Source organism: Barnesiella sp. An22, from assembly GCF_002159975.1.
Classification (GTDB): Bacteria; Bacteroidota; Bacteroidia; order Bacteroidales; family Barnesiellaceae; genus Barnesiella; species Barnesiella merdigallinarum.
Genome location: NZ_NFJR01000006.1, coordinates 50981 through 68110, shown reverse-complemented (window position 1 = coordinate 68110; position 17130 = coordinate 50981). Strand labels below are relative to the sequence as shown.

The following is a 17130-nucleotide window of genomic DNA, read 5'->3' as shown; positions in this document are numbered from 1 at the left end:
GCAAGATATGTTAGGAACAAACCGCACGCTCTGTGTATCTTTATCGCCGCAAAGTAGAGATTATGCAAGAGTATAACGAAGATATTGTCATCGAGCAACTACAAAATCCGGCCACTGTGCGTCAGGCTTTTGCCCGGGTGGTAGAGCGGTACAGCCAGCCACTCTACTGGCAGATACGGAAGATGGTGCTTTCGCACGACGACGCCAACGATTTGTTGCAGAATACCTTTTTGAAGGCTTGGGGCAGCATCGAATACTTCAGAGGCGACGCCAAGCTCTCGACCTGGCTCTACCGCATAGCCGTGAACGAGACCCTCACCTTTCTGGCCAAGGAGCGCGAGCTGCGCAACCTCAAGGCCGACGATGCCGACGACTTCCTGCTGCTCAATATCGAGAGCGACGAATACTTCGACGGCGACCGGGCCCAGCGGCTGTTGCAGGAGGCCATCGTGCGGCTGCCCGAGAAGCAGCGGCTGGTCTTCAACATGCGCTATTTCGACGAGATGAAATACGAGGAGATGTCCGAAATCATGGGCACCTCGGTGGGTGCGCTCAAGGCCTCGTATCACCATGCCGCCAAAAAAATAGAAGAATATCTGCATGAACATATTTAAACCTTTTCACTCATTTCCCGTCTAACAAACAAAAGGTGTAGCTATGGAAAAGAAGAGTCCCATATTAGATGAAATCGGCCGGAAACACGGTATGAAGGTTCCGGAAAACTATTTTGCCGATTTCACCGAGAAGATGGTCGAGAGTCTGCCCGAGCGGGAGTTCCCGATGCCCGAGCAACCTACGCTGTGGCTGCGGGTAAGGCCGTGGGTCTATATGGCCGCCATGTTTGCGGGCGTGTGGCTCATGCTCAAGATGTTTACCGGTATCTTCTCGGTAGAGAAAGGCGAGACCCCTCAGGTAGAGATGACCGCCTCGGCACCCGAAGAGGGTACCGTCGAGGAGGAGTGGTTTGCCCACTACGTCGACGATTACACGGCGTATGAGATGCTGTATACCGAGGGCGATTATTAACAAGAATGGAACGAACATTGGTTATGAAGAAAGTAGTTTTGATAATGTGGGTAATCCTCGCCTGCGGATTGCCCTTGTCGCTGGCGGCTCAGAACAAGGCCGGCAAATCGAATGAACAACGCAAGGCCCAGTATGAGCAGTTCTGCCAGTTCCGTCGCGATTACATGACGAAGCAAATCGGGCTCACCGAGCAGGAGGCCCAGCAGTTTTTTACCCTCTATGAAGAGCTGGAGTCGAAGAAGTGGAAAATCGACAAGGAGGCTCGCGACTTTGCCCGCAAGGTAGCTCATGCGAAGGGTACCGTATCGGATACCGAGTATGAAAAAGCCGCCCAGGCTCTGCTCGAGAAAGACGAGAAGATGGCGCAGCTCGACCGCGAGTATTACGACAAGTTCAAGAGCTTCCTCTCGAGCGAGCAGCTCTTCAAGTTCAAGAATGCCCAGATGAAGTTCCCGCGTGCCATGATGAAGTGGCATGGCGGAAAGAACGGCCAGCACAAGGGGCGGGGCAAATAACCCGCAGCATCCGGCCCGGGCGCGGGCGGGGCGCATGACAAGATAACGAAAGAGGGATTTCTACCGGTGTGGTGGAAATCCCTCTTTTGTTGTTTGCGGGTCAGAGGCTGCACGGTCAGCGCACGAGCACCTTCTCGCCGTGGCTGCCGATGCGTACGATATAGAGCCCGGCAGGAACGCCCGTCGCCTGCCACTCGATGCGAGAGCCCGGGGTGGTCTCGACGGTAGCGTCGTAGCGTACGATGCCGTCGGGGCTGGTCAGTACGATGCGGGTACGGCCGGCCTGTTCAGTAAAGAGAATGCCGTCGCGATAGAGACGGTAGGGTTTACCGGCAGAGGTCGGACGGTCTATGCCGCTGGGCGACAACACCTCGCCGATACCGGCCAGGGCGTCAATCTTGCCATAGCCGTAGACCGGGTTGGGGCAGGTGCCCGTGTAGCTGTCGGAGCGGGCGGTCTTTTTCAGAATCAGTTGAATATCCTCGGGCGATAGCTCGGGGTTGGCCTCGAGCCAGGTGGCTATGACTCCGGCCACGAAAGGCGAGGCCTGCGAGGTCCCCGTCATCTGCCCCCAGAAGTAGCTCTTCCCGTCGAGGGTAGCCGAGGCTACGGTGTTGGCGCTGCTCTCCTTGTAGTAGTCGGAGTAGGACGACACGGCACTGAATATCATGCCGCCGGGGGCCGTTACGTCGGGTTTTACCCGTCCGTCGGCGCTCGGGCCGCAGCTCGAGGTGTAGTTAATCTTGTTCAGCGGGTAGTCGATGAGCATCGATTGCTTGTTGCCCGAGTAGTTGGTCCAGACGTTGCGGGTGGTGTAGTTGCCCACCGAGATGGTGCGTCGGCCGGTACCACCCAGTTCGCCCAGCGTGTATTCGGTGTCGTAGCTCACGTGCGAACTCTTGCCGTTGTCGGTGAACTGTCCGCTGTTCTTGTCGGTCCACAGGTCGATGTGCTGGGGTTGGCCCTCGACGCTTACCTCGATATTATATCCTTTCAGGTTCAGGTTGTTGAGGGCAATCCGATACATGCGTCGCGAGCCGTTCCACAACTCGGTGTAGCAGGCAATCTCGCCCCCTTCGGAGTAGTTGTAGTCGTCGGGTACGGCAAAGCTCTGGTCGGCACCGTCGGCCGTACAGCTCCATACCGCAGTCCCTTGCGAGTCGGTGAGCGAGAGGGTCACGGCAAAGCCGTCGGTCTGCCCCCAGACCTCGAAGGTATTCGATTCGTAGCCCGTAGGTTTGAAGTAGGTACGCACCGGGGTAGAACCGTCGGTCAGCGTCATCGAAGCGTGAGCCTTGTTTTTGGCATCGTTGCCGATCGAGCCTACCAGAATGTGCCCCTTGTCCACCAGTGCGTCGATGGCCTGGTCGAAGAGCGAGGTTCCGTCGTGCGGCCCGTACGAGGTATTCAGGCTGATGTTGACTACCGCCGGGCAGCCGATGGAGTCGGCATAGCTGAAGATGTACTGGATGCCGTTGAGAATGTCGGTATCTTCGAGCGTCGAGCCCACCATCACCAGGCGGGCATCGTAGGCCACGCCGTAGTAGGGGTTGCGGTCGAGCGACGTGGTGGCCGAGGTCTGTACGGGGCCGAAGTATTCGCCGCCCGCGATACCGGCCACGTGGGTGCCGTGGGTCTGCTCGGCGTTGTCGGTACCCTCGGCGAGGATACTCTCGCGGGTGGTCAAGAGCCGGTCGTTCATCTGGTTCCAGAATCGCACGATGCGCAGGGTGTCGCCTTCGGCCGAGCGGAAGGCCGGGTGGGCCACGTCGAAGCCCGAGTCGACGAATCCCAACACGACACCTCTCCCCGTGAAGGGCGAGACAAGTGATTCGCCGCTCTGTACTTGGTTGACGAAGGTCTCGCTACGGGCCTGGTCGAGCGACGGGGTGGCCTGGCGCGAGAGTTCGGCCCGCAGGACAAACGGCTGTTGCAGCAATCGGTCGAGCTGGGCGCGGTCGGTCTGCACGGTGTAGAAGCCAAGGCCCAGCGATACGCACGAGCGGGCTCCGGCCGCAAGCAGGTCGGCCTCGGTAGCCGAGGCATCGCACTGGAGCAGGAGCCGCAAGGGAACCTCCCGGGTTGTCGATTTCAGACGGGTATCGGTGTGTCGGGTCTGGTCGAGCATTTGACGCGACGAGGCCGACAACTTGGAGTCGTCGGCCCGGCAAGCCAGGCCGTTGAGCAGGAGAGCTCCTGCCAGCAGCATGGCGCAGCAATGAATTTTGTTCATGGGTTAGGCTTTAGAGGGCGCACACCTTGCAGGTGTTGTTCCCTATTTTTACAAGATAGATTTGACCCGGAGCGAAGGGGAAGGCATACAGCCCGTTGTTGGTCTGTCCCAGGCTGACCAGTCGGCCGTCGGTGGTGTAGATGGCAACCGGCAGCGATTCGTTCTGGTTGACCGAGAAGCCTTCGCGGGTAACCGTCAGTTCGAATTGAGCCGACGTAGCCTCGTCGATGCCCGAACCGTATACCACGGCCACATCGTCGATGTAGAGGTAGTTGCCCTCGGCTACTTCGAGCGGTTGGTCGGGGCGTTTGCTCAGGTAGTTCGAGGCGCAGAAGACGATGTTCATCTTCTCGGGCGTTTCGTCCGAGAGGTAGTCGATAGTCACCTCTTGCGTTTCGAAGGCGTCGATGTCGTTGTCGATGGTGAGCGAACCCGACCCGATGAGGGTGGCTCCGGCATTACCGGCCAGTACGGCGCTCATCTCGTCGGTGTGCGAGGCACCGCTGATGTCGGTCGACGAGGCGCTGCCTTTCCACAGATATACGGCGATGTGGGCGGCATCGTCGATGTCGCTGGTGGGGGCGTTGTAGTATTGGGCCTTGAAGGTAATCTTCTGGGGACGGGCCGTGAACTCCACGCCGCCGTCAACGCCCAGGTCGCCGGTAGCTGCCGTGTAGTAGGTGGTGTTTACATAGAGCCAGGGGGTGCCCAGCGATAGGATGCCGGGAATCACATAGCCGTACTTCGTGCCGAATACGTTGGCGCCGGCAAAGGTGTTTTCGATGATGGGGTAGGCATCGGTGGTGTCGCCTCCCTTGGAGACCGTGCCGGCTTTCATGCTGACGAGGCCGCTCACGTTGGAGTAGAGTGAGTGCCAGCCTGTGGGTTGTTCCTTTTGGCTGCCTCCGTCGCTCTCCCAGGCGCCGTTGAAGTTATCGCCCGAGAACTCTTGAGCCTGGGCAGGGAATAAAAATACGATGCAGCAACTTAAAATAAGATAAAAATTCTTCATAATCCTATCCTCTTAAATGAATTTGTAATAATAGTTCTATTTTTGCGCCGGCAAAGTAAAGAAGAAAAGTTGTTATTTTGGAAAGAGGAAAAGGAAAATAGTAGTAATATTTAATAATTAAGGTTTATGAAAAAGAAATTTGCTTCGTATTTCTGCATATTTATGTCACTTTTTGTTTTTGCGGCATGCAGCGAAGATTCCCAAAAAAGCGAAGAACCCACGGTAACCCCTCCGGGCGGAGACGATACGACCGTTTATTGGGAGACAACCTATGCCGACCTCTCGGCCCTGGTGAACCAAGGTATCGACGAGGTGTGGAGTGCGGCCGCCGGTGCTACGGTAGACCAGGAGAATCGCACCCTCTATGTGCAGGACCAGAAGGGCAACCGGTATAAAGCCACGGTTGCGGTCGACGGTACTACCGTGACTTCGATCGTGATGGAGCTTGCCGGACAGTCGGCCGGACAGGATGCTGCCGTTTGGGAGAGTCTGGTCACTTCGTTCCGTGACATGAAACTGGGTACGTTCCTGGGAACGAAATTCAAGGATTACACGACCGGCGAAGGGGGTGTGAAGCAGACGACCGAGGAGACTCTGCCGCTGTTGACCTCGGAGGCCAATATGCTTATCTTCCCCATTTTCGGCATTCAAAAGACGGTTTACTGCTGTCCCGTGATGGACAAGGATAAATTCAGGGTAGAGCTCTGCCGCAACTATCTGGCCCTCGATTTCAGTACGCTGGGCCGCTATGTGGGCGGTAACATCGACGAGGTTCTGCAAGAGTATTACGCCATCGGCAACAAGGTTCTCTTCGGTACCGCCATGTCGTATATCTATTTCGACAGTGCTATCGATGCCAAGGGCAACAGCTACACGGCCTACTTCGACTCGGACAAGACTCTGGAGACGATTCTCGAAATCTCGGTCTATGTACCCGAGAACGACCAGACCATCACCCGGTGGAAAGATATGCTCGAGAATTATGTCGACTACAATCTGGGTACCCTCACCTCGATTTATGTGACCGATGCCTTCGGCGACAAGGTGCAAGACCTGGCCGATGCTCAGGCTGCCTTTGACCTCTACGAGACCAACGGTCGTGCCAACGGTATCATTGCCACCTTCACGACGGCTTACGGCTCCAACTCGTTGATTCTGAATAAAGACTATTGCTACGTGATTTTGCGCAAGTAAAACGCTTGAAACATAGATTTTGTATGAAACGTCGCAACGCTCGGGGGTATCCCTCCGGGCGTTGTGTTTTTTGTGCCGGCTGGGGCCGCCGAAAGAAAAACCGGCGCGATGACGAACAAAACGGGTAGAGGCTTGTTTTAGAGATACAGGCACCGCTCTTGTGTGCCGGTCGGGACACTGTGGTTTTCGCTCTCCCGTGAACCGTTCCGCACCGTGAGGTGTTTTCTATATATACTGTGTTATGTGTGTGACAGCGGAGGAACCGCAACTCTCGTGAGCTGCGATTCCCCCGCTCTGTGTAAATTGTTCCGATGTGAGTATTGGGCGAGCCGGGAACTTTTGTACCTTTGTGGTGAAACAATAATTCGAATAACTTGTGTCGCTATTAGCACTTTTTGTTTTGGCGGTGGGGCTGTGTATGGACAGCTTTGCCGTATCGCTGACTTCGGGCGTGCTGCTGAAGCCCTTCAAATGGTCGCGGGTCTTGAAGATAGCCGCCTTTATGGCTCTGTTTCAGGGGGGCATGCCGCTCATCGGCTGGGCTCTGGGCATCGGTTTCAAAAGCTATATCGAGGCGTATGACCATTGGGTGGCCTTCGGGGTGTTGCTCTTCCTGGGAGCGAAGATGATTTGGGAGGGCTGGCCTCGCAAAAACGAGGAGGAGCCCTGCTGCATGGACCCTTCGGATACGCGTACGCTCGTGGGGCTTTCGCTGGCTACGAGCATCGATGCGCTGGCGGTGGGCATCTCGTTTGCCTTCCTCAACATGTCGATGCTGCTCCCTACGATTGTCATTGCCGGTGTCACCTTTGTATTCTCGATTGCCGGGCTGTGGGTGGGCCGCCAGTTTGGCCGCCACATACATAACTATGCCGAGGTGCTGGGTGGGGTGATTCTCATCGGCCTGGGGATAAAAATTCTGTTGGAACATATCTATTTTTAAGAGTCGGTTATGGATAGACGATATGCACGTTCGTGGGTAGCGGTGGTCCTGTTTCTGGTGGTCTTTCTGGTGGCCAGCACGATGCGCCGTTGCGAAAAGAATACCTACCAGTATGACGAGGGGCTCATCTTCGGTACCTTCTACCACATCACCTATCGGTCGGACGAGTCGTTGGCCGAGGCCATCAAGCAGGAGCTCCTGCGGTTCGACGGTTCGCTTTCGCCCTTCAACGACACGTCGCTCATCACGCGGGTCAACCAGGGTGTTCCGGTCGAGACCGATGCGTGGTTCGAGCATGTCTTTACCGCCTCGCAACAGGTCTATCGTCGCACGGGCGGAGCCTTCGACCCCACGGTATCGCCGCTGGTCAATGCCTGGGGATTCGGGTTCAAGAAGGGTATCTTCCCCGACTCGACGCAGGTCGACAGTCTGCTGGCCCATGTGGGCATGAACAAGCTCTCGCTTGAGAACCATCGGGTGGTCAAGAGCGACTCGCTGGTGACCCTCAACTTCTCGGCCATTGCCAAGGGGTATGCCTGCGACGTGATAGGACAGTTGCTTACCGACCGCGGTATCGACGACTACATGGTCGAAATCGGTGGCGAGATGGTGGTGCGCGGCCGCAATCCCGAGGGGAAGCCCTGGCGGGTAGGGGTGAACCGCCCGACCATCGAGGATGGCGAGGCCGGTACCATCGAAGAGGTATTGCAGATGACCGGGGGCGGACTGGCTACCTCGGGCAACTACCGCAACTACCGCGTGGTCGACGGCAAACGCATTGCCCACACCATCGACCCGGTGACGGGCTATCCCGTGCAACACTCGCTGCTGAGTGCTACGGTGCTGGCCCCCGACTGCATGACGGCCGACGCCTACGCCACGGCTTTCATGGTGATGGGGCTCGAGCGCAGCCGGGCACTGGTCGATTCGCTGCCGGGCATCGAGGCGCTCTTCCTCTACCAGAATCCTACCGATACGGCTCGCATCGACTGCTGGGTGACTGCCGGCATGCAGAAACTGATCTTGAAAAAGTAAGATAACCCGGATAATAAGAAGATTGCCATGAAACGATTTTGGAGAGAAACACCGGCATGGTTTTTCCTGCTTGCCTCTTTTGTGGTAGGTGTGTGGATCCAGTTCGACAATCGGTCCGAAGTGCCCCTGCACTTTAATGCCCGGGGCGAAGTGGATAGCTGGGGCGATGCCTCAACGGCACTTCTGCTGCCCGCGATAGCTCTGGTGCTGTATGGACTGCTCACCTGGGTGCAGCATCACCCCCGGCATTGTAACTATCCGGTCGAGATAACCGACGAGAACCGGGAGCAGGCCTATCGCCAGATGTCGCGCATCGTCTACCGCATCAAGGTTCTGGTCATGGCTCTCTTCCTCTACCTCACGCTGGGGGTAGCCCAGGTGGTGGAGATTAGTTTCTTCCTGATTCTGGCTATTGCTCTGGCCGTTCCCTTTATCATCGTGACCGGCTGGTCGCAAGTGGGCAAAAACAAGTGAGGCCAAGCTGCTTTTGCGCTTCGCCTCACGGCTATCTCAATGAAATAAGATTGTCGGGTTTCAGTTGTGCAGCGTGAGGGTAATCTCGCCGCTGAGCGAACAGTTCATGTTCTCCTTGACCACCTTCGAGGGGTATTCGTGACCGAAGAGGAACATCAGCTTGGTGAGCACCGCCTCGGTGGTGCTGTCGTATCCGCTTACCACGCCGGCATTTTCGAGCTTGCTGCCCGTGCCGTAGCGGCTCATCTGCACGGTGCCGCCCATGCACTGGCTCACGTTGACGATAACGATACCCTTGTCTACCGCCTCCTTGAGCAGGTTGAGGAACCACTCCTTGACCGGTGCGTTGCCCGACCCGAAGGTTTCGAGCACGACCCCCTTCAGTCCCGGGATGTTCAGTATCGAGCGTACGGTCTGCTCCGAGATGCCGGGGAATAGTTTCAGCACCACGATGTTGGTGTTCATCAGGTAGTGGGGACGCAGCGGTTTGTGGGTGACGCGGGCGATCTGGTTCTCGTCGTAGTGGATGTGCACGCCCACCTGGGCCAGCGGCGGGTAGTTGGTCGACACGAAGGCGTTGAAGCTCTCGGCACTGATTTTGGTGGTGCGGTTGCCACGCAACAGGTGGTTGCCGAAGAAGATGCACACCTCGGGTACCAGCGGTTCTCCGGCGCTGTTTTTGGCGGCAGCTATTTCGATGGCGGTGATGAGGTTCTCCTTGCCGTCGGTGCGCAGCATGCCGATGGGCAGTTGCGAGCCGGTGAGGATGACGGGCTTGTTGAGGTTCTCGAGCATGAAGCTCAGGGCCGAAGCCGTGTAGGCCATTGTGTCGGTACCGTGCAGCACGACAAAGCCGTCGAACAGGTCGTAGTTGTCGGCGATGATGTGCACGAGTTTCACCCACGAGTCGGGTTCGATTTCCGACGAATCGATGGGGGGCTCGAATTGTACGGTCGAGATGGAGAATCCGAGTTGTCTCAACTCGGGGACCTTGTCGAGGAGATGGTGAAAGTTGAACGGTTCTAGACTTCCCGTCTGGCTGTTCTCTACCATTCCGATGGTACCACCGGTGTAAATGATAAGAACCGATGTTATATTTTCAGACATACACAATGGTTTTACAAAGTGAAACAAGCGTGTGCCGCCATGTTCCGGAGACGATGCAACTTTGCACCCCAGCCTCCTGTTTGGCTCTACAAAAATAATCATTTGCGGGAGAAAATAACATTTTGTCGGGCGAAAACTTTGTGCCTCTTTGTCCAGGCGATTGTTTCGTGGCAAAAAGATAATTTCAAAATGCCGTTTAAAAACCCGTTGAAAATATAAAATTGTAAAACGAACAGGATTATTTTAAATCATTTTGTGATTGTTCGACTGGAAAATCAAAAAAAAGATTACTTTTGCAAAACAAGAGATGTTTTATATCAATCTGGCCGGCCACCCTGCCGTTTGTGAAACTCCGGGGTGTCGGTTCCGAAAAAGAGAACGCCATGATCGAACGGCTGTATACCTTATTTTGTAACTGCATGCACGCAACGGGTACCACCCCTTAGGGGGGAGGATGTTGTTTTTTGTGTCGATAGACCGTTGCGATATAGTTTTTCAACCAAATTTTTTTTGAACGGGTGTGGCTTGCTCTCTCTCCAAGGGGTGCGAAGCTGCGCCGATAGAATAGTGCAGATATGAAAGTATTGAAATTCGGAGGCACTTCGGTAGGTTCGGTCGAGAGCATGTCGAGTGTCAAACAGATAGTAGAGAGTTGTCACGAGCCGGTTATCGTCGTGGTGTCGGCTCTGGGTGGAATTACCGACCGCCTGATCGAGACTGCCCGGGTGGCCGTGGTGGGCGGTGATGGCTATGAGAGCCACTTCAGAGCCATTGTCGAGCGTCACAAGACGATGGTGCAGCAGGCCGTAGAGCCGGCGAAACAACTCGAGCTGCTGGCCCTCATCGACCCGCTGTTGGGCGAACTGGGCAATATCTTCAGGGGGGTGTCGCTCATCAAAGACCTCTCGACCAAGACGCTCGACACGATTGTGAGTTACGGCGAGCGGCTCTCGTCGCTCATCGTGAGTCGGGTCATCGAGGGGGCGGTTCACTACGATGCCCGCTTTTTCATCAAGACCAGCCGCCAGTATGGTAAGCACATTGTCGACTTCGACGAGACCAACAAGCTGGTAAAACGCTACTTTGCCGAGTTGCCCCGGGTGGCCGTGGTGCCCGGCTTCATTGCGTCGGACCGCATCACAGGTGATGTGACCAACCTCGGCCGGGGTGGGTCGGACTACACGGCATCCATCCTGGCTACGGCGCTCGGTGCCTCGCAACTCGAAATCTGGACCGATGTCGACGGCTTTATGACGGCCGACCCGCGGGTTATCAACACCGCTTATGTCATCGAGCACCTCTCGTTTACCGAGGCGATGGAGCTCTGTAACTTCGGGGCGAAGGTCATCTACCCGCCCACCATCTATCCGGTTTTTCACAAGAATATCCCTATCCTCATCAAGAATACGTTCAACCCGTCGGCCCCCGGTACCCTCATCTCGGCCGACCATTCGCACTTCGAGGGGAAAGCCATCAAAGGCATCTCGTCGATCAACGACACCTGCCTCATCACCCTCTCGGGCATGGGCATGGTGGGGGTAATCGGTATCAACTCGCGCATCTTCAACACCTTGGCCCGGTCGGGGGTCAGTGTCTTTCTGGTGTCGCAGGCTTCGTCGGAAAACAATACCACCTTTGCCGTGCGCAATGCCGATGCCGATGTGGCCGTGCGGGTGCTGCGCGAGGAGTTCAAGGGCGAGATGGCCGTGGGCGAAATCTCTTCGATCGAGGCCGAGAAGGAGCTGGCTACCGTGGCTATCGTGGGCGAGAACATGAAACACACGCCCGGCATTGCGGGCAAGCTGTTCAACGTGCTGGGTCGCAACGGTATCAATGTGATAGCCTGTGCACAGGGGGCGTCGGAGACCAACATCTCGTTTGTCATTGCCCGCGACAGTCTGCGCAAGGCTCTCAACGTCATACACGATTCGTTTTTCCTCTCCGAGTCGCAGGTGCTCAACCTCTTTGTGGCTGGGGTGGGGACCGTGGGGCGCGACCTGCTGAAACAGATTTGCAAACAGCAGCAGCGGCTGCTCGAGACCAAGGCCTTGCAGTTGCGGCTGGTGGGTATCGCCAACTCGCGCAAATGCCTTTTCGACCGCGAGGGTATCGACATCGAACATGGCATCGAGTTGCTCGACCGCGAGGGTACACCCTCTTCGCCCCAGCGGCTCAAGGACGAGATTATCGCCATGAACATCTTCAACTCGGTATTTGTCGACTGCACGGCCAGCCCCGACATTGCCGCGCTGTATCGCTCGCTGCTCGACCACAACGTATCGGTGGTGGCCTCAAACAAGATTGCAGCCTCGGGTTCGTACGACCTGTACCGCGAGCTGAAGCAGACCGCCCGCAAGCGCGATGTGAAGTACCTCTTCGAGACCAACGTGGGGGCGGGGCTGCCTATCATCAATACCATCAACAACCTCATCAACAGCGGCGACAAGATACTCAAGATCGAGGCGGTTGTCTCGGGTACGCTCAACTACATATTCAATGTGGTGAGCGGGCAGGTGCCCCTGAGCCGTGCCGTGCGCATGGCGCAGGAGGCGGGGTACAGCGAGCCCGATCCCCGTATTGACCTGTGCGGACAGGATGTCATCCGCAAATTGGTGATACTGGCCCGTGAGGCCGGTTATCGGGTGGAGCAGAGCGATGTAGAGAAGCATCTCTTCATTCCCGAATCGTACTTCACCGGGAGCCTCGACGACTTCTGGCGGGCGATTCCCGACTACGATGCCACCTTCGAGGCCTATCGCCGGCAGGTGGCCGAGCGGGGTCGGGTGCTGCGCTTTGTGGCCACGCTCGACCACGGCAAGGTGGAGGTGGGGCTGCGCGAGGTCGATTCGGCCCATCCCTTCTACCACCTCGAGGGGAGCAACAACGTCATCTCCATTACCACCGAGCGGTACCGCGAGTATCCCATGGTTATCAAGGGCTACGGAGCCGGGGCCGAGGTGACGGCTGCCGGTGTCTTTGCCGATATAATAGGAATTGCCAACATTCGATAAAAAAGGAGTTTGTCATGAAACACATCATAGTATTGGGCGACGGCATGGCCGATGAGCCCATCGAGGAACTGGGCGGACGCACGCCCCTGCAGGCTGCCGATACGCCCGCCATGGACTGGCTGGCCGCTCACGGTCGTTGCGGAATGTTGAAAACCGTACCCGAAGGCTACCATCCCGGCAGCGAAATCGCCAATCTGGCGGTGCTGGGCTACGACCTCGACCGCGTATTTGAGGGGCGGGGCTCGCTGGAGGCGGCCAGTATGGGGGTCGACATCGAGCCGGGCGAGATGGCCATGCGCTGCAACCTCGTCTGTATCGAAAACGGCCTCATCAAGAACCACTCGGCCGGTCACATCACGACCGCCGAGGCCGGCGAACTCGTCGATTTCCTGCAACGGGAGTTGGGAGGCGGCGATGCCAATTTCTACCGCGGGGTATCGTATCGCCATCTGCTCAAGCTCAAGGGGGGCGACAAGCGGGTCGACTGCACCCCGCCGCACGATGTGCCCGGTACCCCCTTCCGCGACGTGATGGTGCGCCCTCTGGTGCCCGAGGCCACGGCTACAGCCGACCGCCTGAACGAGCTGATTCTGCGCTCGCAGCAGATTTTGCCCTCGCACCCCGTGAACCTGCGGCGTGTGGCCGAGGGGAAAGACCCCGCCAACAGCATCTGGCCCTGGTCGCCGGGTTACAAGCCCTGCATGGAGACCTTGGCCCAACGCTACGGCATACGCAGCGGGGTGGTTATCTCGGCCGTCGACCTCATCCGGGGTATCGGCGTCTATGCCGGTTTGCAGCCCGTCGAGGTCGAGGGAGCCACGGGACTCTACAATACCAATTATGAAGGAAAAGTTCAGGCCGCAATCGATGCGTTATATGCACACGATTTTGTATATTTGCATATCGAGGCCAGCGACGAGGCAGGCCACGAAGGCGATGTGGCGCTGAAGCTCCGCACGGTCGAGTATCTCGACCACCGCGTGCTGAAACCGCTTATCGAGGCTGTTGCCCGCATGGACGAGCCGGTAGCCATCGCCCTCTTGCCCGACCATCCCACGCCTTGCCGGGTGCGCACCCACACGGCGGCCCCCGTGCCGTTCGTGATTTGCAAGCCCGGAGTCGAGCCCGACGATGTAACCCGTTACGACGAGTTCAGCGCGGCTCGTGGAGCCTATGGTTCGTTGGCTGGCGACGAGTTTATGAAAGCGTTCTTTCGAGAGTAAATAAATGAGCCATGAAATTTTATAGTACCAACAAAAAAACTTCGCCGGTCTCTCTCCACGATGCCGTGGTCAGGGGACTGGCTGCCGATAAAGGGCTCTTCATGCCCGAGGTGATTCGCCGGTTTCCCCCGGCCTTTTACCAAAACATGAAGGAGATGACGCTTCGCGAAATCTCGTTTGTGGTGGCCGAAGCCTTCTTCGGCGAGGATGTCGAGGCCGACAAGCTGCAAGAGATCGTGTTCGACGCCCTCAACTTCGATATTCCCCTGGTGCGGGTGGCCGACAACCGGTACAGCCTGGAGCTCTTCCACGGCCCCACGCTGGCCTTCAAGGATGTGGGGGCCCGCTTCATGGCACGTCTGCTCGGCTACTTCAACCGGCAGGAGAAACGGCAGGTCAATGTGCTGGTCGCCACCTCGGGCGATACGGGCAGTGCCGTGGCCAACGGTTTCCTCGACGTGCCCGGCGTGAAGGTCTTCGTGCTCTATCCGCAGGGCAAGGTGAGTAAGATACAGGAGAAACAGTTCACCACGCTGGGCCACAACATCACCGCCCTGGAGGTGAGCGGCACCTTCGACGACTGTCAGGCGCTGGTGAAGAGTGCCTTCATGGACCCCGAGCTGAACGAGAAACTCTACCTCACCTCGGCCAACTCCATCAACGTGGCCCGCTTCCTGCCCCAGGCCTTCTACTACTTCTATGCCTATGCCCAGTTGTGCGGCATGGTCGAGCACCCCGAGCAGGTGGTGTTCAGCGTGCCCAGCGGCAACTTCGGCAACCTCACTGCCGGACTCATAGCCAAGCGCATGGGGCTCCCCGTGAAGCGTTTCATCGCCGCCAACAACCGCAACGACGTATTCCTGCAATACTTGCGCACGGGCTCGTATGACCCGCGCCTCTCGATTGCCACCATCGCCAACGCCATGGATGTGGGCGACCCCAGCAACTTTGCCCGCATACTCGACCTTTACAGCCATTCGCACGAGGCCATCTGTGCCGACATCAGCGGCGTAAGCTATACCGACGACGAGATACGCCGCACTATGCGCGACACCTTCCGTCGCGAGCAATACCTGCTCGATCCCCACGGTGCCTGCGGTTACCAGGCCTTGGTCGATGGCTTGCAACCTGGCGAAATAGGCATCTGCCTCGAAACCGCTTCGCCCGCCAAGTTCCTCGATACCGTGAGCGACGCCGTAGGCGAGACGATTGCCATGCCCGAGAAGTTGCGCAAATTCATGCAGGGCGAGAAACAGAGCATCCTGATGCCTGTCGGCTTCAACGCCTTTAAGCACTTCCTGCTCAATCAGCAGTAAGGCGGTTGGTCATTCTGGGCCTGACAGGGAATCCAGAAAAATATTCGATTTTGAAAGTAAAAGGGTGTACCCAATGAGGGCACACCCTTATTTTGTGTGTAGTGCCGTTTGTGTTTATACCCGGTCGAGAGCCTGCGAGAGGTCGGCGATGAGGTCGTCGACATGTTCGGTGCCAATCGAGAGGCGTATGGTGCCGGGGTAGATGGCCTGTTCGGCTTTCTCGCGGTCGGTCAGCTGGGCGTGGGTGGTCGATGCGGGGTGGATGACCAGAGATTTCACGTCGGCCACGTTGGCCAGCAGCGAGAAGATTTCGAGGCTGTCGATGAATCGGTGTGCTTCGGCTTCGCCCCCCTTGATTTCGAAGGTGAATATCGAGCCTGCCCCGTGGGGGAAGTAGCGCTCGTAGAGGGCGTGGTCGGGGTGGTCGGGCAGAGCCGGGTGGTTGACCTTCTTTACCTTGGGGTGATGGGCCAGAAAATCGACTATGCGCAGGGCATTCTCGACGTGGCGTTCGACACGCAGCGAGAGGGTCTCGAGCCCTTGCAGCAGCAGGAAGGCGTTGAAGGGGCTGATGGCAGCGCCGGTGTCGCGCAGAATCACGGCCCGGATGCGGGTGACGTAGGCGGCGGCTCCGGCCACGTCGGTAAATCGGGAGCCGTGGTAGCTGGGGTCGGGTTCGCTCAGTTGGGGGAATTTGCCCGAGGCGGCCCAGTCGAAGCGGCCCGAGTCGACGATGATACCGCCCAGCGAGGTGCCGTGGCCGCCGATGAACTTGGTGGCCGAGTGTACCACGATGTCGGCCCCGTGTTCGATGGGGCGGATGAGGTAGGGGGTACCGAAGGTGTTGTCGATGACGAGCGGGATGCGGTGGCGGTGAGCTATCTCGGCCACGGCGTCGATGTCGATGATGCCCGAGTTGGGGTTGCCCAGCGTCTCGATGAAGACCGCCTTGGTGTTGGGCTGTATGGCCCGTTCGAAGTTCGAGAGGTCGGACGGGTCGACGAAGGTGGTGGTCACGCCGTAGGCGGGGAGTGTGTGGTCGAGCAGGTTGTAGGTGCCTCCGTAGATGGTGTTGGCGGCGACAATGTGGTCGCCGGCGACGGCCAGATTCTGAATGGCATAGGTGACGGCGGCAGCTCCCGAGGCGACGGCCAGGGCGGCGACACCCCCCTCGAGTGCGGCGATGCGTCGCTCGAGTACGTCTTGGGTAGGATTGCCCAGACGGCCGTAGATGTTGCCCGGCTCCTTCAGGTCGAAGCGTGCGGCGGCGTGGGCCGAGTCGGCAAATACATACGAGGTGGTCTGGTAGATGGGTACGGCCCGTGCGTCGGTGGCCGGGTCGGGTTGCTCTTGTCCCACGTGGAGTTGGAGCGTTTCGAAATGCAGTTTCTTCGGGTCCATATTCGGTTCTGTTTTTATCGGTTGAGTATAAATGTTTGTACTTGCAAAACTATGATTTCTGGAAATATCGAACAAGTAAATTCGGAAATATGGAAAATATATCTATATTTGTCCACTGATTAAGAATAAATCCCATGTTTAACAGGCCGAGAGCAACGGCCCGGAGAATAGCATTCTATGGAGATACTGGATAAAACCGACTTGCAGATTTTGCGGGTCTTGCAAAGTAACTCGCGCCTCACCACCAAAGAGTTGGCGGCGCAGGTAAACCTGTCGCCCACGCCGGTTTTCGAGCGGGTGAAGCGGCTCGAGTCCAACGGATACATCAAGAAGTATGTGGCGGTGCTCGACCCCGAGAAACTCAACCGGGGTTTCGTGGTCTTCTGCAGCGTGAAGTTGCGTCGGCTCAACCGCGACATTGCCCTCGAGTTTACCCGCATCGTGCGCGAGATTCCCGAGGTGACCGAGTGCTACAACATCTCGGGCGACTACGACTATCTGCTCAAGATTCATGCCCCCGACATGAAATATTACCAGGAGTTCATCCTCAACGTGTTGGGCACCATCGACAGCATGGGGTCGCTCATGAGTACCTTTGTGATGGACGAGGTGAAACACGAGTACGGTATCCCCCTGTGAC

15 protein-coding genes are annotated in these 17130 nt (G+C 57.4%); 11 read left to right on the top strand and 4 right to left on the bottom strand.

What is annotated here, in order from left to right:
• The first annotated feature begins 62 nt into the window (after positions 1 to 62).
• From B5F38_RS07770 to B5F38_RS07760, 3 genes are read left to right on the top strand one after another with little or no spacing between them, the layout of a single operon-like run.
• Positions 63 to 614 carry a sigma-70 family RNA polymerase sigma factor gene (locus B5F38_RS07770; RefSeq protein WP_087408824.1) on the top strand — a complete coding sequence of 184 codons (552 nt, stop codon included), beginning with the start codon at positions 63 to 65 and terminating at the stop codon, positions 612 to 614.
• Positions 615 to 657: 43 nt separating this feature from the next.
• Positions 658 to 1026, top strand: a complete 369-nt coding sequence (locus B5F38_RS07765) for a hypothetical protein (RefSeq protein WP_087408725.1) — start codon at positions 658 to 660, stop codon at positions 1024 to 1026.
• A gap of 23 nt (positions 1027 to 1049) precedes the next feature.
• Positions 1050 to 1541 carry a hypothetical protein gene (locus B5F38_RS07760; protein ID WP_143240937.1) on the top strand — a complete coding sequence of 164 codons (492 nt, stop codon included), beginning with the start codon at positions 1050 to 1052 and terminating at the stop codon, positions 1539 to 1541.
• A 115-nt stretch (positions 1542 to 1656) separates the two neighbouring features.
• Here B5F38_RS07760 and B5F38_RS07755 read toward each other — a convergent pair whose 3' ends face one another.
• Entirely contained in the window at positions 1657 to 3774 is a 2118-nt protein-coding gene (locus B5F38_RS07755) for a S8 family serine peptidase (protein WP_087408723.1), read from the bottom strand.
• A gap of 10 nt (positions 3775 to 3784) precedes the next feature.
• Positions 3785 to 4786, bottom strand: a complete 1002-nt coding sequence (locus B5F38_RS07750) for a hypothetical protein (protein ID WP_087408722.1) — start codon at positions 4784 to 4786, stop codon at positions 3785 to 3787.
• A 126-nt stretch (positions 4787 to 4912) separates the two neighbouring features.
• Here B5F38_RS07750 and B5F38_RS07745 point away from each other — a divergent pair, with 126 nt between their 5' ends.
• From B5F38_RS07745 to B5F38_RS07730, 4 genes are all read left to right on the top strand, one after another.
• On the top strand, positions 4913 to 5980 hold the full coding sequence (locus B5F38_RS07745) for a hypothetical protein (protein WP_087408721.1): 1068 nt from the start codon (positions 4913 to 4915) through the stop codon (positions 5978 to 5980).
• Between the two features lie 376 nt (positions 5981 to 6356).
• Positions 6357 to 6923, top strand: coding sequence for a manganese efflux pump MntP family protein (locus B5F38_RS07740; RefSeq protein ID WP_087408720.1), 567 nt, complete (start codon positions 6357 to 6359; stop codon positions 6921 to 6923).
• A 9-nt stretch (positions 6924 to 6932) separates the two neighbouring features.
• Positions 6933 to 7958, top strand: coding sequence for an FAD:protein FMN transferase (locus B5F38_RS07735; protein ID WP_087408719.1), 1026 nt, complete (start codon positions 6933 to 6935; stop codon positions 7956 to 7958).
• Positions 7959 to 7985: 27 nt separating this feature from the next.
• Positions 7986 to 8432 (top strand): DUF1648 domain-containing protein, encoded by a 447-nt coding sequence (locus B5F38_RS07730; protein WP_087408718.1) that lies wholly within the window; start codon positions 7986 to 7988, stop codon positions 8430 to 8432.
• 60 nt (positions 8433 to 8492) lie between these two features.
• Here the strand turns inward: B5F38_RS07730 and B5F38_RS07725 are convergent, their stop codons facing one another.
• Positions 8493 to 9539 carry a type I asparaginase gene (locus B5F38_RS07725; protein WP_087408717.1) on the bottom strand — a complete coding sequence of 349 codons (1047 nt, stop codon included), beginning with the start codon at positions 9537 to 9539 and terminating at the stop codon, positions 8493 to 8495.
• Positions 9540 to 10114: 575 nt separating this feature from the next.
• On the opposite strand from B5F38_RS07725, the gene thrA reads away from it, so the two are divergent.
• Genes thrA through thrC form a run of 3 tightly spaced genes read left to right on the top strand, consistent with a single transcriptional unit; the run spans position 10115 to position 15089 of the window.
• Positions 10115 to 12550: a bifunctional aspartate kinase/homoserine dehydrogenase I gene (thrA, locus tag B5F38_RS07720; protein ID WP_087408716.1), complete on the top strand. Its 2436-nt coding sequence runs from the start codon at positions 10115 to 10117 to the stop codon at positions 12548 to 12550.
• Between the two features lie 14 nt (positions 12551 to 12564).
• Positions 12565 to 13773, top strand: coding sequence for a cofactor-independent phosphoglycerate mutase (locus tag B5F38_RS07715; protein ID WP_087408715.1), 1209 nt, complete (start codon positions 12565 to 12567; stop codon positions 13771 to 13773).
• An 11-nt stretch (positions 13774 to 13784) separates the two neighbouring features.
• Positions 13785 to 15089, top strand: a complete 1305-nt coding sequence (gene thrC / locus B5F38_RS07710; protein WP_087408714.1) for a threonine synthase — start codon at positions 13785 to 13787, stop codon at positions 15087 to 15089.
• Between the two features lie 114 nt (positions 15090 to 15203).
• Here the strand turns inward: thrC and B5F38_RS07705 are convergent, their stop codons facing one another.
• Positions 15204 to 16490 (bottom strand): O-acetylhomoserine aminocarboxypropyltransferase/cysteine synthase family protein, encoded by a 1287-nt coding sequence (locus B5F38_RS07705; RefSeq protein WP_087408713.1) that lies wholly within the window; start codon positions 16488 to 16490, stop codon positions 15204 to 15206.
• Positions 16491 to 16667: 177 nt separating this feature from the next.
• Between B5F38_RS07705 and B5F38_RS07700 the strand changes: the two genes are divergently transcribed.
• Positions 16668 to 17129, top strand: a complete 462-nt coding sequence (locus B5F38_RS07700; protein ID WP_087408712.1) for an Lrp/AsnC family transcriptional regulator — start codon at positions 16668 to 16670, stop codon at positions 17127 to 17129.
• Position 17130 lies beyond the last annotated feature (1 nt).